Source organism: Siminovitchia sp. FSL W7-1587 (assembly GCF_037963795.1).
GTDB classification, from domain to species: domain Bacteria; phylum Bacillota; class Bacilli; order Bacillales; family Bacillaceae_C; genus Siminovitchia; species Siminovitchia thermophila.
This window is the reverse complement of the sequence record NZ_CP150169.1, coordinates 654,724-674,331: the sequence shown is the minus strand read 5'-3', so window position 1 is coordinate 674,331 and position 19,608 is coordinate 654,724. Positions and strand designations below refer to the sequence as shown.

Here is a 19,608-nt window from a genome sequence, read left to right as displayed (position 1 = left end):
ATGGTATATAAATGAAGCGCCCAATCCAAAAGCTAAGCTTTTGAATAGCTTATGGTGTAGGGGGTTTTCCCTTATTCCCGAATCAGGAGGTGAAGATCATGGGCTTCTGGGGATGCGGTTATGGCTTTGGAGGCTATGGCTTTGGCTACGGCGGAGGCTTCGCGTTGATCGTCGTATTATTTATCTTGTTGATTATTGTCGGCGCTGCTTGGGGTTACTAAAATATAAGTGGAGACGGTTTACCGCACTGTCTTCATAAAATAATTTGCCGGAAAAAGACTGCCTCACTTCCCAGCAGGTATGGGGCAGTCTGCACTTTTGCCAAGTTTAGTCAAACCCTTCTTGTTTATCATATGCATTGAGAATAATAGTAAAAGTAGTCCAATCATCGTTTGACCGGCAAAATAATTTTCCGTTATGTTTTTCGATAATTTCTTTGGATACATAAAGCCCAAGGCCAGTTCCTGTTTTCTTAGTCGTCACAAACGGCTCAAAAATGCTTTTAATCAGGTGATCCGGTATTTTAGGCCCTGTATTGGATGTTTCCAGAACAATTTTCCCGTCTTTTCTGTACCCTTTTATATGGATCACTGCTTCGGAGCTCTCTGCCGCCATCACCTCAATGGCATTGAAAATAATATTGATGATGACTTGGCGAATTTCTTCTTGAACCCCTTTTACAAATAGATTTTGTTCCAGTTCTTGCTTTAAGGAAACATTTAGTTCGAGCAGCCTGGGATAAACAAATGCAGAAATTTGATCCATTAAATCGTTTAAGGAAAAGACCACCTTTTCTTGATCAACCACTTGCTTTTTGGAAAGCATAAGAAATTGTGTAATTCTGAACTTTAGTTGGTCCAACTCCGCCGAAATAATGTCCATATACGGGAGATCCGGGTATTCGGCACGCAATAGTTGAACGAATCCTTGAACAGTTGTAAGCGGATTCCTGAATTCATGAACAAAACTGGATGTCATCTGGCCGAGTAACGTCAGGCGATCTTCGTGACTTGAATTAATATGGCGATTTTTCTCTTCATTCATTTGATTTTTTATGGCACAGTAGTGGGAAATCAAATGAAATGTGAATCGATCAATGATATTTAATAATTGTGAAAAGATATGTTCCAACTTTTTTAGATGGGCAGGATAATTGTATAGCTCATCCACGAGCATGTTTCTTGCCATATTGACATTATATACGAGTGTTTCAATCCCTAAATTATCCTTAATTTTAATCTTGGCCAATTTATAAGCGTTGGCTTGCAAATAATTTTCCAGTTCAGCTTTGGATAGTGACAGACCATGCAAAGCTACCTTTAAAATAAATCGCCCTACGCTATTTGTGCTTAATTGTCCTGATCCGGTCTGATCGGGCGGATGCATTGCTTTTTTATCCCATCTTTCGAGGATTGTCGTCTTTTTCTCTTGGAGATAAGATATCACATCATCCTTTAGCTGATCCATAGCCTCACTCACCTCTCTACTATTATAACAACTAGAAAATAAAAAGCTCTATCAAAAAAATAATACTTTATAAGACTATTATTCGTTATTCGGCAAAATATTCATTCTTCATACAAAATGTTGCAAGTTTTTTCTTTATAAAGAACAGGATTCCATGTCCATTGTATCATTTTATAAAGCAGGGATATATGCCTATATATTAATTTTCCCAAGTCATTTATAATAATGGTATCAACGTTTCCCAGCCAATTTGCTTAATTTTTATGCAAGTAAAATCATGATGGTGTCGAATGCTCGGATCAGCCACAGTATAAAATTGGACAAGGCACAATCTTGTCACGCGGGGTGAAACCGGTCATGAAAAATGAACATGAACCTAACAGACGGCAGCATCCAGCCATTCGAAAATGTATGAAGCATTTGGATATCATCGGAGCTAGTGATAAGACAAGGCAAATTGTGTATATGTATATGAAGTCAATGGATGAAGAAATTGAAAGGTTGAAGAAACAAAACCTTCAAGTTGACCAACTTATAAATTCTGTAGACAATCGGTGATCCGATTGTTTTTTTATTGTTACATAATATAAAATCAAACCGCTTTTATACCGACGATGTGTAATTCACCCCAGCTTCATTAAACAGGAAGATTGGTGTGCATGTGAAGTAACAAGGTTGCTTGCCTGGCGATGACCGGCGAAGCGACAGAAATTGAAAAGTGCGATAGCGGAAATTGCTGCGAGCTTGGAGTAGTTTCCGAAAAACATATCCAAAGCCGACAATGCTCTGGTGGTTGAAAAGACCGGCTTGCAATGAGTTTTGTCCATATAGACTTGCGCCTTGAGCGTATCTAATGGAATAAATTGGGTACGCCTCTTTTACTTGTTGTATTTTCCTAAATATTGCTGATTAGCCAACAAAAAAGGAATGGCTTTTCAAATAAAAAAACTTTATATTAGAAGATGGGTTACTGTAGCATGGGTGTGGAAGAAAGAAGGGATAAAAGAATGCAACTTTTTCACAAACTATGGGCTGCAGTTAAAAAACTATGGAAAAAAGCCCATTTAAACCAAATTATATTATTGCTCGTATCATTATTCATATTGATAGGATTATCTTATTTTGCGTATTTGGCCAACACGGCGAATGTCGAGTCTTTAAAGCAAGGGTTGGCTCAAGCTACCGTGATCTATGACAAAGATAGCGATGAGGCCAGCAAAATATCCGCCAATCGGACAGAAGGCGTATCAATCGGTAAAGTGCCCGATCATTTGAAAGACGCGATAGTCGCTATTGAGGACCACCGCTTCTATGATCATAGAGGGTTTGATGTCCGGGGAATTATGCGCGCCTTTTTCCAAAATTTATTGTCCGGCCGAATCCGGGCGGGAGGAAGTACGTTAACACAGCAGTTGACGAAAAACGCTCTTTTGTCACCTGAAAGAACCTATAAAAGAAAATTGGAAGAAGTATTTCTGGCGATTGAAATCGAAAAGAAATATACGAAAGATGAAATATTGGAAATGTATTTGAATCAAGTGTATTTTGGCAGCGGTGCCTGGGGTGTGCAAAACGCATCGAAAAAATATTTTGGAAAAGATGTGGATGACATCACCTTAAGTGAAGCGGCCATGCTGGCTGGCATTGTAAACAGACCAACCGCCCTTGATCCCTATAAAAACTTTGATGGGGCGATAGAACGAAGAAATCTAGTATTAAAACAAATGCTCGAATTTGAAATGATTTCTAAGTCAGATTATCAAAAAGCCCGTAAAGAAAAGATTGTGTTGGATGATAAGGGAGGAGATCCATTGAAAGGAAAGTATCCATATTATGTGGATGCTGTTCTCAATGAAGCGATCAACAAATATGGATTGACCCAAGACGAGATTTTGACGAGGGGATATAAAATCTATACGCAAATGGATCAAAACCTCCAAGCCAGCTTGGAAAAGGTGTATGCCAATCATGCCATCTTCCCGTCGAGTTCCGATGGAACATTGGCTCAGAGCGGGTCCATCCTTCTTGACCCGAATTCAGGCGGTATCCGGGCGCTTGTCGGGGGGCGCGGCAAGCATACGTTCAGGGCTTATAATCGTGCTACTCAACTAAAGGCGCAGCCTGGATCTGTCATGAAGCCGCTGGCCGTATATACACCGGCGCTTGAAGAAGGGTATACGGCCGAATCAATGTTGAAAGATGAAGAGGGTATGTCATTTAACGGATACACACCGAAAAACTTTAACGGCCAATATGCAGGTGAAGTTCCCCTCTATACAGCCGTTGAGCAATCATTAAATGTTCCGGCGGTTTGGCTTTTAAATGAAATTGGCTTGGAAAAAGGGGTAGAAGCAGCCCGAAAGTTTGGCTTGACGATCAAAGAAGAGGATAAAAACTTAAGTCTCGCGTTGGGGGGAACGACTACGGGATATTCACCGCGCCAAATGGCTGAAGCATATTCTGTATTTGCCAATGACGGAAAAAGGATGGAAAGCCACATCATTACAAAAATTGTCGGTCCCACCGGCAATGTTGAAGCTGAATTCAAACCAAAATCAACCCGTGTGACAAGCCGAAAGACGGCTAAACAAATGACGGCCATTTTACAGAATGTTGTAGAAACTGGAACGGGCAGAAATGCAAAAGTAGAAGGCTACTCGATTGCCGGAAAAACCGGATCAACCCAGCTGCCATATCCAGAAATTAGAAACGGCACAAAAGACCAGTGGTTCGTGGGGTACAGCCCTAATCTAGTTGGAGCTGTTTGGCTCGGATATGATATTACTGACAGAAACCATTACCTAAAGGGATCGAGCAGCCAAACTGTTGTTCCTATTTTCCGGGAAATGATGGCAAATGCGCTTCCCCATGTGGAACAAGAAGAATTTGATATACCTTCTGTTAATGAGCGGTTAGAAGAAGAAAAACGAAAAGAGGAACAATCCGTAAAGGAAAAGCTTGATCAGTTTGACGAAAAAATGAAGGAAGAAGCCAAAAAATGGAAGGAGCAGCTGGAAAAAGGAAAAGGTCATCTGGAAAAACTTGAAGAAAAACTAAAGGATACGTACCGGCGGCTGAAAGAACAATAAACGTTTCAAGTCCAGTTTTTCTTAAACACGGAAGATGAAATTTTTGGCGTTTTATGAGAGAATACATGTTGTTAAAGAACACGAGGAGGCATGTACAAGATGGAATTCCGGATTGAGCGGGATACAATTGGTGAAATGAAAGTTCCTGCGGACAAGTATTGGGGAGCACAAACACAGAGAAGCAAGGAGAACTTTAAAATTGGCCATGAAAAAATGCCGCTGGAAGTCATTAAGGCATTTGTCCAATTGAAGAAAGCTGCTGCCATTGCGAACAATGAGCTCGGCAAGTTGTCCGATACAAAAAAAGAAGCTATCCTCAAAGCTTGTGATGAGGTATTGGAAGGAAAGTTTGACGAGCATTTTCCACTTGTTGTGTGGCAGACAGGGAGCGGCACCCAATCTAACATGAACGTTAACGAAGTGCTTGCGCGCCGTTCCAACGAGTGGTTGAGCGAGGGTTCGGATGAGAAAGTTCATCCAAACGATGATATTAACATGTCACAAAGCTCGAACGACACTTTTCCAACGGCCATGCACATCGCGGCCTATCATGCCATTTATCAAGAACTGCTTCCGGCATTGGAACAATTAAAGCAGACGCTTCTTGAAAAGGAAGAAGCGTATATGGACATTATCAAAATTGGCCGTACACATTTACAGGACGCTACGCCGCTTACATTGGGACAGGAAATCAGCGGTTGGCGCGCCATGTTAGAGAAAAGTGAAAAAATGATTCGAGAAAGCGCGGAACACTTGCTTAACTTGGCGATTGGCGGAACTGCTGTCGGAACGGGAATTAATGCGGAGCCCGAATTTGGAGACAAAGTCGCGAACCAGATCAGCAAACAAACAGGATATGAATTCGTATCTTCCGACAATAAATTTCATGCCTTGACAAGCCATGATGAAATTGTTTTTGTTCACGGTGCGCTAAAAGGACTTGCCGCCGATTTGACGAAAGTCGCCAATGACGTACGCTGGCTGGCAAGCGGTCCACGGAGCGGCATCGGAGAAATTGCCATTCCGGCGAATGAACCTGGCAGCTCCATCATGCCTGGAAAGGTAAACCCGACACAAAGTGAAGCCCTCACAATGGTGGCTGTGCAAGTGTTTGGAAATGATGCCGCGATCGGATTTGCGGCGAGCCAGGGCAACTTTGAATTGAACGTTTATAAACCGGTCATTATTTACAACTTCCTTCAATCCGTTCATTTACTGGCAGATGCCATGGTTTCGTTTGATGAAAAATGTGTACGTGGATTGGAGCCTAATATCGAGGTCATTAATGAGAATGTAAACCGTTCTCTAATGCTCGTGACAGCCCTCAACCCGTACATCGGTTACGAAAAAGCTGCTGAAATCGCGAAGTTGGCTTTTAAAGAAGGAACAACGTTGAAAGAAGCGGCCATTAAAACAGGTTATGTAACAGAACAGCAATATGACGAATGGATTGATCCAAGCAAAATGGTCAACCTTCCGAAATAATGGACAAAAAATTGAAACCCCCCGGGTCATTCCCAGGGGGTTTTTATCCATCCTATTATCATGTTATCGGCCGGAAAATCCACCAAGTTGCTGCTGCGCCATTGCAACCAGACGCTTGGTGATTTCACCACCAACAGATCCGTTTGCACGGGAGGTAGTGTCCGCGCCAAGATTCACGCCAAACTCTTGAGCGATTTCATACTTCATTTGATCAATCGCTTGCTCGGCTCCTTGTACTAAAATTTGGTTGGAGCTGTTATTGTTAGCCATGTTGTCATCTCCTTATTGTATGATATAAATTGGTTGGGTCAGTCGGAATTGCACCGACAAACATGCATGTTAGCTACTAAGCTCAACCCAATGTATTTCTATTTTGTTTTCATAAGAAAAAAATATACATGTAGATAAAAGGGAAATTTTCCCTGGCATCAAACATGTATGATTTCAGCGCGGCCACAAAAAGTAATCAAAAAGGTGGCTTCCAAATGTCAGTTTGTCCACTATGTAACGGAATGAGCGATGAGTCTTATCAATGCTCCATATGTAAGGGGGAAATGAAGGATAAAGGAAAAATGTACGATTACTACGACGATTATTCTCCTTATATGGAGATTGATTGGAATAAACTCGTGGATGGCATTCCGGATAATGCAGAGAAGCCGGAATGCGTACACTTATTGATCTGCCCTTATTGTGGTAACGAACGAGAATTGACGGTTCATCATCCATAAAAAAGGGCACGGATATCCGCGCCCTTTATGGCATACTCTCATTGTTTTCCGGCGATTCTTCGGGAGGAAAATCTGTACTCTGTTCGATGTTTACATAATCTTTTCTCATAAACACTGTTCCACCCGCAAGTCCCTCATTCACCATGCGGTCGATATCAAGAAAAGATTGATTTTTTCCTTCATATTTTGTATCGGGTAAAAATTGGCCGTTTTTTTGATCCATCACATAAACCTCCTTTTTTACAGTTTCGGCAGTCTATGTGATAAATCATTCATAGAAAAGAATGTCAGTTTTTTGCTAGCGTTGGTCATAAACATGATAAAGCATTAAATCGTGTATATACTTCTCGATATTTTGCACACTTTTGGCATCGGGAGCTTGGGTAAGCCAATCAATGCCTCCGTTTTGCTTGTATATGCCTTCATATTTTTGTCCGTTAAAATAAAAAGAAAAATTCCAGCCGGGAATGTTTTCATTCCGATACAACGGACTGTATTGAAAATGTTGCAGCATCTGAATCGCTCCTTCTATTGTTTCGATAATACCAGTTCATTTTCCAGTGTTTTGTTAGATCGAAGCAAAAAGGCGCCAGCCAGCCGTTTCGTCAAATAATCTGTTTGGCCCAATTCCGGATGGGGAAAAAGGGCTGGATCGCAGTTTTCCTCCGCTTTAAGCAGCCAGATGCGCCCATCACGGTCTATCCCCAGCTCCAATTTCATTCCTGTAAGTATTCCTCCGATATTATCCTCGATCGCACTGGCAATTTCACTGGCAGCCTTTTTAAGCTTTTCCAGATTTTTATTCCTTTCCTCTTCGTCTTGAAATACGTCTTCAAAAGAAAGTTCGTTTGTTCCGTTTTGTTCATAGGCGTATTTTACTTTGATTGTATCCGCTTCCCATGTATTATTGTGATTTACAACAACATGAAAATCAACTGCTTTGTTTTCTTTTCGAATGAGCCGGATACCTTGTTGAATGAGGAATTTTTCCAATTGCTTTCTCCCGTATACCCTTCTTGAAAAGCCTTCAAGAGATTTGAATTTCAGGAGTTTGTTCGTTTGGTCGAATAAGCGGCAGTAATATAACCGTTCTTTCGGGTGATAAAGAAGCTGGCAGGCTGCATGGCCGTCATCACCTTTTAAAAAGACATGGCCATAGTCATCGAGCATGCGCCCCACGGATGAAAAAGAGATGAACGGATGCGTTTCCGGCAAGTACTGCTCTGCCCGCGAATCATTGTAAAGTTTTTCATACAGTTCAAGTTGGCTGAAAAAGCCGGGATGATACCAGGAGATCAAATAATCATTTTCAAACTTTTGTTTTAATAACACTGATTTATGACGATTTTCGCTGGACCTTTTTGGCAGACGATCCATTACGATGCTTGGAAAAGGGACCGTACTTTTTTTCCAACCCTCCTCCGTATGGAAAAACCCGTGGATACAACCGTTTTCCCAGTCAATATGCTCTTTCCCGAATAAAAACGGGACAGCTCCTAACGCTCTATGAACAGACATTGAACTTGCAATGAGGTCGGATCTTGGTCCAATTGGTGTAAGCTGTTTCGGAGTGAAGCCTGACGTGTAAATACCGATGAGCGGTCCCAAAAATAAGATTTCCCCATTTTCAAAAAGACTGATGGAGGAAATAAAATCCGGAAGTTCAAGGGCAGCGCGCAACCCTGTACTGATCCTGACCACGTTCTTTCCATCCGGATGTGTTAGAAATACCGCCTCTTCCAAAGCCGAACCAAATGCCGCATATTGATGTTTTTGTTTAAAAGTGAAATCCTTCGGGTAATGCAATTCCAGCTTTGGCTCTTCAAAAAACTCAATTTTAAAATGTCTTTTCATTGCTGAAGCCTCCCTGGGAGCGTCCATATTTGCCCTTGTATGCGGTCATTCTTTATAATCAGGTCATGACCGGTTTTTGTGGGCTCTTTCTTATCATCGTATGTGAGTGTAAATGTCTGTGTTCAAAAGAAATATGAATATTCGCCTAAACAATATCGGTCACTATCCGGTTGCGCCGGACATTGTATGCTGTGCGCCGGTAGTTGCAAGATACCTTGCTTGATTTTTTGCTTGTGTGCTAGTCGGAAAAGCGGATCATCGACCCCGGCAAGTTTTTTTCGGACTAGCTGTCATTGAAAAAACCGTTGCCACCACTGGGTTACCACGCTTATAGCAGTTGAAGAGGCTTATGCTGATCGTGGCCAATCCAAAGTGCTTGTTTATATCGTTTATACGCTTTTGCATAGTTGGAGGAGATGCATGATGAACAATTGGTTCATATTAGTGTTGTTTATGATGGTGATAGGAGCAGTGATCGGTGGCTTTACAAACTTTCTTGCCATTCGGATGCTGTTTCGGCCGTTTTATCCAATTTATATCGGGAAATGGAGGCTTCCGTTTACGCCGGGGTTAATTCCGAAAAGACAAGGGGAACTGGCGGCACAAATAGGGCGGCTTGTCGTCAGCCATTTAGTCACGCCCGACAGCATTAATAAAAAATTGACAGATGAAACGTTCAAACAAGAAATGGAAATCTGGATCAATGACAAGATATCTCATTGGCTTGACAAAGGAATGACATTGGAAGAATTGTTGGAACACATGCAAATATTCGCACCGGGTGAAAAAATATCTGTATATATGAATACCCAAATTGAAAAAAAGTTTTATTCATTAAAGCAACAATATAAAGACAAATCATTAATGGAGATCGTTCCCGAACAGTGGTTGGAAGTTTTTCAGCAAAACATTCCCCTTATTGCCGACCGAATCATTCAAAAGGGGAGCGAGTATTTTACAAGTGAGGAAGGCAAAGAGAAAATTACTGTCATGATTGAAAACTTTTTCAAAACCCGGGGGAAAATATGGAACCTGATTCAAATGTTTATTGGTGAGGAACAGCTTGCTGAAAAGGTGCAGCCTGAGTTGAACAAATTTCTGCATCATCCAAACACAAAACAAGTACTTGTCTCCATCATGGAAGAAGAAACAGCCAAATTTAAACGTAAAAAGGCGCATGAGTTTCTGCAACATTTAAATGATCAAAAAGCTATTTCATTTTTGCAAGAAACGGCTGCAAAGATGGTGAAAGTGGATGACATTTTACAAAAGCCGATCAGTGAACTTGTCCTCCCTTATCGGGCTAAAATAAAGGAATCTGTCCTCCCGAATCTTCTGTCCATCGCAGGGGAGTACTTGACGAAACAATCCGGCGAGGTGTTGGAACGTTTTCAAATAGAAGACATTATTCGGAACGAAATAGAATCTTTCTCCCTGAAACGATTGGAAGAGCTTGTCATTTCAATCGCTAAAAAAGAATTGGTCATGATCACTTATCTCGGAGCGATATTGGGGGGAGTAATTGGAATCATACAGGGTATCATTGTTACAGTTGCATCATAGTATGTTAAACGATGAGGGAGGAGTTGTTAATATGAGTACCAATTTATATGATCAAGCGTATGTTCTTGAAAAAGCGGTGCGAAGAAGCACAGAATTCAGCCACCTGAAGCAAATGTTTGAAGCAGTCGCCAATGATCCGGCAGCCCGTGACTTGTTTGATGAGTTTCGGAATGTTCAATTGCAGCTTCAGCACAAACAAATGGAAGGCCTGCATATTACTGATGATGAAGTAATGAAAGCACAAGAAATTGCCAACCGGGTGCAGCAACATCATAAAGTGGCGAAGTTAATGGATGCAGAACAACGGATGAGCATGATCATTGCCGAATTAAATAAAATCATTCTGAAACCACTTGATGATCTGTATGGTCCCAGTTTCGGGTGATTTGAACGAAGGGGCTGGAACATAAGTTGAAAGCTGATTCATATTCGTAAAAATCGTGAGAATAAAACCGCGTGAAATCAAGGTTTTGAAACTTGGTACTTACCCCCGAAAGTTAGAGTAGAAAATCTAATTTTCGGGGGTGTTTTTATGGCTAAATATAATGAGGAATTTAAAATAAAGCTTGTCACCGAGTATTTATATGGCAACCTAGGATATAAATCATTGGCAAAAAAATATAATATGGGTAGTGAAACACCAATAGTTGAATGGGTGAAAGTGTATAAATCTCAGGGAATGGATGGGTTAAAAAGAAAGCAAACTAGGGAGATATATCCTGTCCAATTTAAATTAGATACGATACAATTTGTGTTAAAGACAGGTGCTTCTTATTTAGAAACTGCTGTTCAATTTAAGTTGAACAACCCTTCCTTAATTAGACGCTGGATGAAAGAATTTAAGGAACAAGGTGTAGAAGGCCTGAAACCAAAGGGGGAGTCTTCTATGTCCAAGAAACCCAATAAACCAAAGAAAAAGGAAGAAATAAAGTTAACACGTGAAGAAGAGCTGGAACGTGAGAATGAACTACTAAGGCTAGAAAATGCGTATCTAAAAAAGTTGCGAGCTTTTCGGGAGAATCCGAATGCCTTCCACGAAAAGCACAGGCAAAGGTGGCATTCGAACTCAAAGAAGAAGGATTCCGATTAAAACATATTCTCCTTGTTGTGGGTATTCCTGAAGCAACCTATCACTATCATGTAAAAAACTTTGGTAAAGAAGATGCTGATGCAGAAATAAAAGAACTCATTAGACACCTATTTAAGCAATTCCATGAACGCTATGGTTATAAACGAATCACAAAAGAATTAAAGAAATTAGGACATTGCGTTAATCATAAAAAAGTGTATCGACTTATGCGGGAATTAAGTCTGAAATGTGTTAAATTTATGCGGAAATCTCGGAAATACAACTCCTATAAGGGAAGGGTTGGAAAGGTAGCGAAAAACCTTCTATCCCGCCGTTTTAACACATCTATTCCTCTTCAAAAATTAGTAACTGACATTACAGAATTCAAATGTCTAGGCGAAGAGAAGTTGTATTTAAACCCTATTCTAGACCTTTATAATGGAGAAATTATTTCGTTTGGAATTAAGAAACGTCCAACATTGGATCTTGTCATGGAACCTTTAGACGAAACAATTGAGATCATAAAGAATCACGCAACCTACGTACTACCGTCCACTCTGATCAAGGGTGGCATTACCAACACAAACAATGGGTTAAAACATTAAAGAAAAATAAAGTATTCCAAAGCATGTCACGTAAAGCAGCCTGCGCAGACAACGCCTCGATGGAGAATTTCTTTGGCATTTTAAAGCAAGAAATGTATTATGGGGAAAAACTAGTAAGCTATGAGGAGTTAAAAAGGAGAATAGAAGACTATATCTACTGGTATAACAATGAACGATCCAAAGAAAAATTGACTGGACTAAGTCCGGTCCAATACCGAACTCAATCCAGCCAATCAGCTGCATAATAAAAACTCTAGCTTTTAGGGGTAACCACCCTTGTTTCCATGCGGTTTGTTTCATTTTTACAGGGTTTTTGTTCCGGTCCCTTTGCTATTTCGTATTTGCTTATGTCCAGCCCCGTTTTCTTGCTATTTTCCAATCCGTCAAGTTTGTTCTAATTGTCCTGCGCATCTCGTATATATAAATAAAGGCAGAGACTGCGTAAAGGGGGAGCATGCAACATGGTATATAAAATGCTTGTCATGAATATCGATGGAACTCTTGAGCAAGACAATGGCAAGATTCATAAACATACCCGGGAAGCGGTGGATTTTGCGCTGCAAAAGGGAATTCATATAACGATCGCCACATCGAGGAACTTTCCGGCAGCCAAACGTGTGGCGAAAATGCTAAAGCTTGACTCCTATTTAGCTACGCATCAAGGCGCTTTCATCGCCAAAGAATTAAACAAACCGATATATGTTCATCGAATTAATGAGCAGATCACAAGTGAACTCGTCACGCTTTTAGAATCTTTTTCTTGCCAAATTCGCCTTGTACATGAAAAATTTTTACTTGGCAATAAAGTGAAGGTCCCCAACAACATGCTGGCAAAGGTTGTTTTTCAATCGGCGAGCCGCTTCATCTACCAAGAAAGGTACGTTGATTCTCTAAGTGAACGACTGTTGGATGATCCTGTTTCTCCACCAAAAATGGAAGTGGTTTTTTTCGCGAAAAAGGATTTGGAAGATGCGAAAAAAGCGATTGAGGAAATGTACGAAGAAGTCCATTGCATAGAATCCGATGGACTAAAGATGGAAATTGTGGCGGCGGGGGCTTCAAAGTTAAATGGGATCAAGTATATTTGTAACCACTATGGCATCAAGCAGCACGAAGTCGTTGCCGTCGGAGCAGGCATGGATGATATTCCTCTCGTCAGTTGGGCGGGTTTGGGTGTTGCCATGGGCAATGCGCCTATTGCGCTTCAAGATTCCGCAGACTGGATTACGAGGACCAATAATGAAAACGGCTTGGCCTACATGGTTCGAGAACATTTTCGAAAGCAGTATCGCATCGAATTTTTAAAAAAGAACAATATGCTTAAATAAACGCTTGGAAAGGCGCCTTCGGCTTTTGGTAAAAGCTCGGAGGCGCCTGTTCATTGTCAGCGGTGAAATAAAACAAGCTGTCCCGCTTGTGTTGTGCATCGGTGTGTGTGTTGAAGCAGTCCTTTTTCAGCCAGAATGGCGTTCCCTTTCTCTTTGGCCTCGCTTTCATTGTTTGCTTCAAACGTTTCATCCAGCAATGTTTTCCCTGTTTTCTCAAAAGCGGTTAAGTAATAGGTTCCCATTCTATGAACCTCCTTTTTTTATCACTATCATTACATACTTGCGGTAAAATGAAAAGGTGGTGATGGCATGTACTCCCAAACTTTAGTATAATAATGAGAACGTATATTCGTTTGGGGGGTGGCTGTCATCATGAAAGAAATCCGTTTTATACATACAGCAGATTTGCATTTGGACAGTCCTTTCCGGGGCTTGGGCCATTTGCCGAAACCATTGGTACAGCGTTTAAGGGAAAGTACATTTACGGCATTTCAAAAAGTAATTGACGCGGCTATCGAAAAAAAGGTTGATTTCGTGCTCATATGTGGTGATTTATATGACGGGGAAGACCGCAGCATCAAAGCACAGGCGCGATTGAGAAAACAGTTGCAGCGATTGGAAGAAAGCGGCATATCCGTTTTTATGATACACGGGAATCACGATCACTTGGACGGCGGCTGGATCTCGCTTGACATGCCGGGAAATGTTCGGATCTTTTCAGAGAAAGTGGAGTCCGTCAAATGGATTGGGAAAAACGGGGTTTCCGCTTATGTGTACGGATTCAGTTATCCAAAGCGGCATGTCTATTCCCGGAAAATCGCAGAATATAAAAGAGTGGAAGGGGCCGATTTCCATATTGCCATGCTTCATGGAAGCGAAGAAGGGCAAGGAGGGACGCATCAGCCTTATGCTCCTTTTTCAGTTGATGAATTGCTCAAAAAAACCATGGATTATTGGGCGCTCGGCCACATACATCAAAAACAAATACTGCATTCCAATCCGTATATCGTATATCCGGGAAACATTCAAGGAAGGCACCAAAAAGAGTATGGGGAAAAAGGTTGTTATTTTGTTGTTTTAAAAGAGGCGGGCGAAACGGAAGTGGAATTTATTGAAACGGCGGATATTCGCTGGGAATCAATCGACATCCACATTCGGGAAGGCATGGATCTAACGCAGCTTTTTAATGAATGTATAAAAGAAATGGAATCACTCCGGTCAAACAAAGCCGAAGGGGTCCTTTGCAGTTTGACCCTTCACCAGGCGGATTTGCTTTTGGATAACGTTTTGCGAACGATTGAGAATGAAGAGTTTCTGGAAATGCTTCAAGACAATGCTGATTTCGAAGGATCATTTGTTTGGCCTTATAAGATTCATGCCACGATGCTTCATTCCTCGAGTGTTATTGATGAAAAACTGGCAGACACTATCGAAAGCATCGTTTTGGAATTAAAGAGCGATGGATTAGATGAAGCGATTGCTGATCTTTACTCCCATACATATGGAAGTCGTTATTTGGATGCTTTCACTGAACAGGAATTAGACGAGATACTTTATTCTGCCCAAAAGCTTGTGATTGACTCGATTTCCAGGATGAAGTAAAGGGGGAGAATCATTGCGGCTTACAGAAATTTACATATACGGATATGGTAAATTTAACGATCTCCATATTAAAAACATGGGGGATTTCCAAATTTTTTACGGTGAGAATGAAGCGGGCAAATCGACGATCATGTCGTTTATCCAAAGCATGTTATTCGGATTTCCAGGCAAACAACAGACATCTCAGCCAAGATATGAACCGAAAACCGGCTCTTCTTATGGCGGTAAATTGGTCATGGCAACCGGTAAATTTGGTGAAGTCGTCATCGAACGAGTAAGGGGAAAGGCTGCGGGAGATGTAACAATTGTGTTGGAAGACGGAACGATCAAAGATGAAGCATTTTTACGCGAACTTTTAAACGGAATGGACAGGCAGATGTTTGAAAGTATTTTTTCTTTTCGCCTCGAAGGATTGCAGCAAATCCACCGATTAAAAGAAGAGGATATCGCCAAGTATTTAATCGCTGCCGGAACAGTGGGAACAGACTTATTACTCCAAGCGGAACAGCATCTGCAAAAAAACATGCATGATCTTTTTAAACCAGGCGGACGCAAACCCCGGATGAATGTCCAAATGAAAAAGCTCCGTGAGCAGGAACAGCTTCTTAAACATGCCAGGCAAGAAAACGCACAATATGAAACGTTGCTCCAAAAGAAAGAGTCTGTAAAACAAGCCATGAGGGAACTTGAAGAGTTACTGCGTTTGAAAAAGGAACAGCTAAGAAACTATGAGAACTTGTATAAGTCCTGGCCGCTCATCATGGAGGCCGAACAGATCAAAAGCCGGCTTGAACAAGTGGGTCCTGTCGATTTTCCGGCAGAAGGGATTGCCAGGCTTGAAAAATATAAAGATCAACTGATTCACGTGAGCAGTGCTTTGGCAACAGCCAAACAAAAATGGGCGGAAACAAAGGAGGAGCTGGAGGCGCACGCGCCAATGCCGGGGTTTCAACAAAGCCGGGCTGAGTTGCTTGTACAGGGATGGCCCTCATATGAGCAAGCAGACGAAAAAATTTCCTTGATTGCTAAAGAAATAGAGGATTATGAAAAAGAAACGGCCTATATTTTGAAGGAATTGAATTTGTCCGAGCATATTTTTTCCGCCATGCATGAATTCAACTTGGGAATGGACATGAAAGCGAAATTGAAGGAACAGGTTCGACAATATGTCCGTTTGGAAGGAAAAATAAGCGACATGGATGACATGTTGAACAATGAGCTAGTGCTGCTGAAAAAATGTGAGGAAACGTGTAAGGACATTGAACACAACCTGATCGATGAAGAAACATTTCAAAAGTGGAAAAAACAGTATGACATGCACGCTTCTGTCCAGTCGGCCGAACAAGAAAAGCGGACTTTGGAAAGGGAGATTGAACGCCTTCTTGAGCAAAAAAGCCGTGAAGAGCGGGTAAGGGCACAAAAAAGAAAACAGAGCTTTATTATAAACGGCCTGTTTGTTTCACTGTTTGCTTTTGTTTTTATATGGAGCTTTTTTTCCAACCAATGGATATTTGCACTGTTTTCCATCGCTGCCATCTTGTATTCGGTTATGATGCTGTCTTGGAAGAGAAATAATGATGGGTTATACGATGAAAGCATTCGCATAAAGAAAGAGCAATTAAAAACAATGGAGGAGACCATTGCAAAATTCGACGGACGAACGGATCTTTTCTCACGATTTGAAAGGCAACTCCAGCTTCGTGAGGAGTGGAAGCAGGCTTATCATCAATTAGAACAGCAACGGGAGAAAGTGGACCAAGTAAAGGACCAGTACGAAACGGTAAGGACAGCGATGTCGGCCAATCAAAAAGAGCTGAATGAGATTAAAAAAGCGTTCGGGCTTCACGAAAGTTTCCATAATTTGAAGCTGGAAGACGCGTTTCAACTCTTGAAACGACTGCAGGAGACGAAAGAGCGTATACATGATCTAAAGAAACAATGGCGTATGTTATCCCGAAAACAGGAAGAATGGCATACCGGTATAAAGACTTTTTTGAGCGCGCTTGATATACGAGTAACAGATCCCTCTGAAGCTGTTTTTACGATCAAAGAATTACTCGATAAGGAACGTAAAAAACAAATTGTATTCCAGGAATTGAAGAAAAAGCTGCAAAATTTACAAACGGATGCGCTGTTTTATGAAAATGAGCAGAAAGAAATCAGAACGCATATGTCTACATTACTGGAAGCGGCGGGGGTTGAAACAGAAGAGGCATTTCGAAAAAAGGCGGACTTGTTTCATGAGACAGAAAAATTAAGCCAAAGACTCGACCTGTTAGCAAGTCAGATTGATCCCGATCAGCTTGTGCCTGAATTCCAAACTGCCGGGGAGTTAAAAGGTGAAATGGCCATATTAAAAGATTCTATTAACAATGATGAGGAGAAGATGGAGCGCTACCGCAATCAGCTTGCAGCTCTGACTCAGGAGATCCGCTTCCTTGAAAACGGAGGAACTTATACGGAGCACCTCCATCACTTTTATCATTTGCGCTCAACTTTTAACGAGGACGCCAAAAAATGGACAGAGCTTGCCGCCGCCAAAGCGATACTTGAAAAAACATTGCAAAAATATCAAGAAGAACGCTTTCCAAAGGCAATACAAAAAGCGGAGGAATGCTTCTCCATATTGACAGGCAGTGAATACAGGCGCATTTTCTTGCGGGAGGATGGAAATCTGCTTGTGGAAAGAAAAGACCGGACAGTGTTTACACCTATCGAAATGAGCAAAGGAACGGGTGAACAGCTATATACGGCGATTCGCTTGGGACTGATTCACGTGCTGAGAGAAGAACTCCCGTTTCCGGTTTTCATTGATGATGGATTTGTCAATTTTGATCAAAAGCGGACACAGCGGGTGTTACAGTTGATCAAACAAGTTAGTTCCAACACGCAAGTATTGTTGTTTACGTGTCATCCGCATGTAATCGAACACCTTCCCGGAGAACATGTCTTGGAGCTTGATGAGCAATCATTTCAATTGAGCGGGGCTCAATAGGAAAGGGTTATGGTATAATTTGATTGGAACAAGGGGATGGAGGCGTTTGGATGCTAAAAGAACTATTGGAATATGAAGTGGGCGAACATGTTGATATGTTTCTACTGATCAAAAATGCGGTCAGGGGAATTGCGAGCAACGGAAAACCATTTCTTACGCTTATCCTCCAGGACCGATCGGGGGATATAGAAGCGAAGTTATGGGATGCTTCTGATGATGAAGTCAAGATATACCAGCCGGGAAAAATCGTGCGAGTAGCGGGGGAAGTCCATAATTATCGGGGAAGAATGCAATTAAAGATCAAGCAGATTAGAAGATCGGCTCCACAAGACGGAATAACGGTTGCAGATTTGCTGGAAACAGCCCCATTGTCAAAAGAAGAAATATCCAGCAAGGTGACACAATATATATTTGAAATGAAAAATCCCAATATCCAACGGATTACGAGACATCTGCTCCGCAAATATTATGAGCAGTTTCTCGAATATCCGGCGGCTACGAAAAATCATCATGAATTTGTATCGGGACTTGGTTTCCATGTTGTGTCCATGTTGGATCTTGCCAGGTCGATCACTGAATTATATCCGTCTCTAGACAGGGATTTGCTGTATGCAGGAATTATTTTGCATGACTTGGGCAAAGTCATCGAATTGACAGGCCCGGTGGCGGCTGCTTATACAATCGAAGGCAACTTGCTCGGCCATATCACAATCATGGTGGAGGAGATTGGAAAAGCCGCTGAGGAGTTGGGCATCCAAGGGGAGGAAATAGTTGTCCTTCAGCACCTTGTCTTAAGCCATCACGGAAAAATGGAATGGGGAAGTCCGAAGCAGCCAATGATCAAAGAAGCGGAAATATTACATTTGATTGATAACTTGGATGCAAAAATGAATATGTTGGATCGCGCCTTAAAACGGGTAAAACCCGGGGAATATACAGAAAAAATATTTCCTCTGGACAATCGCTCGTTTTACAAGCCGACATTCCATTCATAATGGCTTTTTCATTTAAAGTCAATCAGCTTGTAGGGAATCATTTCTCTACAAGTTTTATTTTGAAATAAGATGGTAACGATTTCATATAAATATTGGCGCGGGTTTTATGAGTGTTATTTTCATTTGAATATAGACACGGGTTTTTATTTGGAGTGTCGCTTTCCTATGTATTCACTTTGTTTTTTCCTGCGAATGATCACGCAAGTAAAGTTAAGCGTATGCATCCTTTTCATCTGATAGTTTCTCTTGTTAAGAGGCATTTTTTTTTGATCCCGGCATATGATGAAAACAAACGGACAAGCTTATGAAAGGAGATGTCACACATGTCTCTGCCTATTTGGATATACTTCGTTATTGCAGGAATCTTTGTCAGCGCGTTTATGGCCGTGAAAACGGCCCGAGAAGACCGGGAAGTGGAGCAAGAATGGATTGAAAAAGAAGGAGAAGTATTTATGAAGAGAATGGAAGAAGAGAAAGAGCGAAGAAAGGAAGTAAACGAAGCGGAAAATGCTTAAGGCGTTTTGCTTTATATGAAAAATGGAAAGAGTCTGTGACACAACTAAGTCAGCTGATGAAAAAACGAACAATAAAGTGAAACAACATTCAGTAGGCGTTTTCTTCTATCTCCTACTGAATGTTAGTTGAACCAATCGGGCATGTAGGTGCCGTTTCTCCCACTTAGCCCTCTTGTATTTACTCAAGATTTTGAAGTGGGAGTCTTACGGCACCTTACATGCGGGATCAATTGTCCCAGTGTATCATACGCAAGCTTTTAGCGTAGTCAACATATGCGGGAATAGCTCGAGCTGAAGATCCCGCAGGAAA

General features: G+C 41.4%; 21 protein-coding genes. 15 read left to right on the top strand and 6 right to left on the bottom strand.

Annotated features, from left to right (window positions below; genetic code table 11):
• Nucleotides 1-98: 98 nt before the first annotated feature.
• Nucleotides 99-221 (top strand): YjcZ family sporulation protein, encoded by a 123-nt coding sequence (locus tag NST31_RS03255; protein ID WP_077112246.1) that lies wholly within the window; start codon nt 99-101, stop codon nt 219-221.
• Between the two features lie 106 nt (nt 222-327).
• Here NST31_RS03255 and NST31_RS03250 read toward each other — a convergent pair whose 3' ends face one another.
• On the bottom strand, nt 328-1,467 hold the full coding sequence (locus tag NST31_RS03250) for an ATP-binding protein (protein WP_077112248.1): 1,140 nt from the start codon (nt 1,465-1,467) through the stop codon (nt 328-330).
• Nucleotides 1,468-1,824: 357 nt separating this feature from the next.
• On the opposite strand from NST31_RS03250, the gene NST31_RS03245 reads away from it, so the two are divergent.
• The 3 genes from NST31_RS03245 (at nt 1,825) to fumC (ending at nt 6,041) form a co-directional block, all read left to right on the top strand.
• Nucleotides 1,825-2,025, top strand: coding sequence for a hypothetical protein (locus NST31_RS03245; protein WP_077112250.1), 201 nt, complete (start codon nt 1,825-1,827; stop codon nt 2,023-2,025).
• 449 nt (nt 2,026-2,474) lie between these two features.
• Entirely contained in the window at nt 2,475-4,556 is a 2,082-nt protein-coding gene (locus tag NST31_RS03240; protein WP_339163850.1) for a penicillin-binding protein 1A, read from the top strand.
• A gap of 99 nt (nt 4,557-4,655) precedes the next feature.
• Nucleotides 4,656-6,041, top strand: coding sequence for a class II fumarate hydratase (gene fumC / locus NST31_RS03235; protein ID WP_077112252.1), 1,386 nt, complete (start codon nt 4,656-4,658; stop codon nt 6,039-6,041).
• 63 nt (nt 6,042-6,104) lie between these two features.
• Here the strand turns inward: fumC and NST31_RS03230 are convergent, their stop codons facing one another.
• The gene (locus NST31_RS03230; RefSeq protein WP_077112254.1) at nt 6,105-6,311 is read right to left on the bottom strand and encodes an alpha/beta-type small acid-soluble spore protein; all 207 of its coding nucleotides are present in this window, start codon (nt 6,309-6,311) and stop codon (nt 6,105-6,107) included.
• A 215-nt stretch (nt 6,312-6,526) separates the two neighbouring features.
• Here NST31_RS03230 and NST31_RS03225 point away from each other — a divergent pair, with 215 nt between their 5' ends.
• Nucleotides 6,527-6,772: a hypothetical protein gene (locus NST31_RS03225; RefSeq protein WP_339163847.1), complete on the top strand. Its 246-nt coding sequence runs from the start codon at nt 6,527-6,529 to the stop codon at nt 6,770-6,772.
• Between the two features lie 25 nt (nt 6,773-6,797).
• Here NST31_RS03225 and NST31_RS03220 read toward each other — a convergent pair whose 3' ends face one another.
• The 3 genes from NST31_RS03220 to NST31_RS03210 form a co-directional block, all read right to left on the bottom strand.
• Nucleotides 6,798-6,995 (bottom strand): hypothetical protein, encoded by a 198-nt coding sequence (locus tag NST31_RS03220; RefSeq protein WP_205179250.1) that lies wholly within the window; start codon nt 6,993-6,995, stop codon nt 6,798-6,800.
• A gap of 75 nt (nt 6,996-7,070) precedes the next feature.
• Nucleotides 7,071-7,286 (bottom strand): YheE family protein, encoded by a 216-nt coding sequence (locus NST31_RS03215; protein WP_077112260.1) that lies wholly within the window; start codon nt 7,284-7,286, stop codon nt 7,071-7,073.
• A 14-nt stretch (nt 7,287-7,300) separates the two neighbouring features.
• A complete protein-coding gene (locus tag NST31_RS03210; RefSeq protein ID WP_339163844.1) occupies nt 7,301-8,626 on the bottom strand; it encodes a YheC/YheD family protein in 1,326 nt (441 codons plus the stop codon).
• Nucleotides 8,627-9,046: 420 nt separating this feature from the next.
• Here NST31_RS03210 and NST31_RS03205 point away from each other — a divergent pair, with 420 nt between their 5' ends.
• From NST31_RS03205 to NST31_RS03180, 6 genes are all read left to right on the top strand, one after another.
• Entirely contained in the window at nt 9,047-10,189 is a 1,143-nt protein-coding gene (locus NST31_RS03205; RefSeq protein ID WP_339163841.1) for a DUF445 family protein, read from the top strand.
• Nucleotides 10,190-10,220: 31 nt separating this feature from the next.
• Nucleotides 10,221-10,574, top strand: a complete 354-nt coding sequence (locus tag NST31_RS03200; RefSeq protein WP_077112266.1) for a YlbF family regulator — start codon at nt 10,221-10,223, stop codon at nt 10,572-10,574.
• Between the two features lie 147 nt (nt 10,575-10,721).
• Nucleotides 10,722-11,279: a transposase gene (locus NST31_RS03195; protein WP_339163839.1), complete on the top strand. Its 558-nt coding sequence runs from the start codon at nt 10,722-10,724 to the stop codon at nt 11,277-11,279.
• Nucleotides 11,243-11,863, top strand: coding sequence for an IS3 family transposase (locus NST31_RS03190; protein WP_339163836.1), 621 nt, complete (start codon nt 11,243-11,245; stop codon nt 11,861-11,863). The genes NST31_RS03195 and NST31_RS03190 overlap by 37 nt, the downstream gene beginning before the upstream one ends.
• 23 nt (nt 11,864-11,886) lie before the next feature.
• Complete coding sequence (locus NST31_RS03185) at nt 11,887-12,108, top strand: IS3 family transposase (RefSeq protein ID WP_339163835.1); 222 nt, start codon at nt 11,887-11,889, stop codon at nt 12,106-12,108.
• A gap of 216 nt (nt 12,109-12,324) precedes the next feature.
• Nucleotides 12,325-13,191: a Cof-type HAD-IIB family hydrolase gene (locus NST31_RS03180; protein ID WP_077112268.1), complete on the top strand. Its 867-nt coding sequence runs from the start codon at nt 12,325-12,327 to the stop codon at nt 13,189-13,191.
• Nucleotides 13,192-13,247: 56 nt separating this feature from the next.
• On the opposite strand, the gene NST31_RS03175 is transcribed toward NST31_RS03180, so the two are convergent.
• Nucleotides 13,248-13,433: a YhzD family protein gene (locus NST31_RS03175; RefSeq protein WP_077112270.1), complete on the bottom strand. Its 186-nt coding sequence runs from the start codon at nt 13,431-13,433 to the stop codon at nt 13,248-13,250.
• A gap of 130 nt (nt 13,434-13,563) precedes the next feature.
• On the opposite strand from NST31_RS03175, the gene NST31_RS03170 reads away from it, so the two are divergent.
• From NST31_RS03170 to NST31_RS03155, 4 genes are all read left to right on the top strand, one after another.
• On the top strand, nt 13,564-14,793 hold the full coding sequence (locus tag NST31_RS03170) for a DNA repair exonuclease (protein WP_339163832.1): 1,230 nt from the start codon (nt 13,564-13,566) through the stop codon (nt 14,791-14,793).
• A gap of 13 nt (nt 14,794-14,806) precedes the next feature.
• Nucleotides 14,807-17,788, top strand: coding sequence for an AAA family ATPase (locus NST31_RS03165; RefSeq protein ID WP_339163829.1), 2,982 nt, complete (start codon nt 14,807-14,809; stop codon nt 17,786-17,788).
• Between the two features lie 50 nt (nt 17,789-17,838).
• Complete coding sequence (gene yhaM / locus NST31_RS03160) at nt 17,839-18,783, top strand: 3'-5' exoribonuclease YhaM (protein WP_077112276.1); 945 nt, start codon at nt 17,839-17,841, stop codon at nt 18,781-18,783.
• Between the two features lie 323 nt (nt 18,784-19,106).
• The gene (locus tag NST31_RS03155; RefSeq protein WP_077112277.1) at nt 19,107-19,298 is read left to right on the top strand and encodes a sporulation YhaL family protein; all 192 of its coding nucleotides are present in this window, start codon (nt 19,107-19,109) and stop codon (nt 19,296-19,298) included.
• Nucleotides 19,299-19,608: the final 310 nt, after the last annotated feature.

Excerpts from the sequence above, each read along its gene's own strand:
- NST31_RS03255 (WP_077112246.1), top strand. The coding sequence starts at position 99 with ATGGGCTTCTGGGGATGCGGTTATGGCTTTGGAGGCTATGGCTTTGGC.
- NST31_RS03250 (WP_077112248.1), bottom strand. The coding sequence starts at position 1,467 with ATGGATCAGCTAAAGGATGATGTGATATCTTATCTCCAAGAGAAAAAG.
- NST31_RS03245 (WP_077112250.1), top strand. The coding sequence starts at position 1,825 with ATGAAAAATGAACATGAACCTAACAGACGGCAGCATCCAGCCATTCGA.
- NST31_RS03240 (WP_339163850.1), top strand. The coding sequence starts at position 2,475 with ATGCAACTTTTTCACAAACTATGGGCTGCAGTTAAAAAACTATGGAAA.
- fumC (WP_077112252.1), top strand. The coding sequence starts at position 4,656 with ATGGAATTCCGGATTGAGCGGGATACAATTGGTGAAATGAAAGTTCCT.
- NST31_RS03230 (WP_077112254.1), bottom strand. The coding sequence starts at position 6,311 with ATGGCTAACAATAACAGCTCCAACCAAATTTTAGTACAAGGAGCCGAG.
- NST31_RS03225 (WP_339163847.1), top strand. The coding sequence starts at position 6,527 with ATGTCAGTTTGTCCACTATGTAACGGAATGAGCGATGAGTCTTATCAA.
- NST31_RS03220 (WP_205179250.1), bottom strand. The coding sequence starts at position 6,995 with ATGGATCAAAAAAACGGCCAATTTTTACCCGATACAAAATATGAAGGA.
- NST31_RS03215 (WP_077112260.1), bottom strand. The coding sequence starts at position 7,286 with ATGCTGCAACATTTTCAATACAGTCCGTTGTATCGGAATGAAAACATT.
- NST31_RS03210 (WP_339163844.1), bottom strand. The coding sequence starts at position 8,626 with ATGAAAAGACATTTTAAAATTGAGTTTTTTGAAGAGCCAAAGCTGGAA.
- NST31_RS03205 (WP_339163841.1), top strand. The coding sequence starts at position 9,047 with ATGATGAACAATTGGTTCATATTAGTGTTGTTTATGATGGTGATAGGA.
- NST31_RS03200 (WP_077112266.1), top strand. The coding sequence starts at position 10,221 with ATGAGTACCAATTTATATGATCAAGCGTATGTTCTTGAAAAAGCGGTG.
- NST31_RS03195 (WP_339163839.1), top strand. The coding sequence starts at position 10,722 with ATGGCTAAATATAATGAGGAATTTAAAATAAAGCTTGTCACCGAGTAT.
- NST31_RS03185 (WP_339163835.1), top strand. The coding sequence starts at position 11,887 with ATGTCACGTAAAGCAGCCTGCGCAGACAACGCCTCGATGGAGAATTTC.
- NST31_RS03180 (WP_077112268.1), top strand. The coding sequence starts at position 12,325 with ATGGTATATAAAATGCTTGTCATGAATATCGATGGAACTCTTGAGCAA.
- NST31_RS03175 (WP_077112270.1), bottom strand. The coding sequence starts at position 13,433 with ATGGGAACCTATTACTTAACCGCTTTTGAGAAAACAGGGAAAACATTG.
- NST31_RS03170 (WP_339163832.1), top strand. The coding sequence starts at position 13,564 with ATGAAAGAAATCCGTTTTATACATACAGCAGATTTGCATTTGGACAGT.
- yhaM (WP_077112276.1), top strand. The coding sequence starts at position 17,839 with ATGCTAAAAGAACTATTGGAATATGAAGTGGGCGAACATGTTGATATG.
- NST31_RS03155 (WP_077112277.1), top strand. The coding sequence starts at position 19,107 with ATGTCTCTGCCTATTTGGATATACTTCGTTATTGCAGGAATCTTTGTC.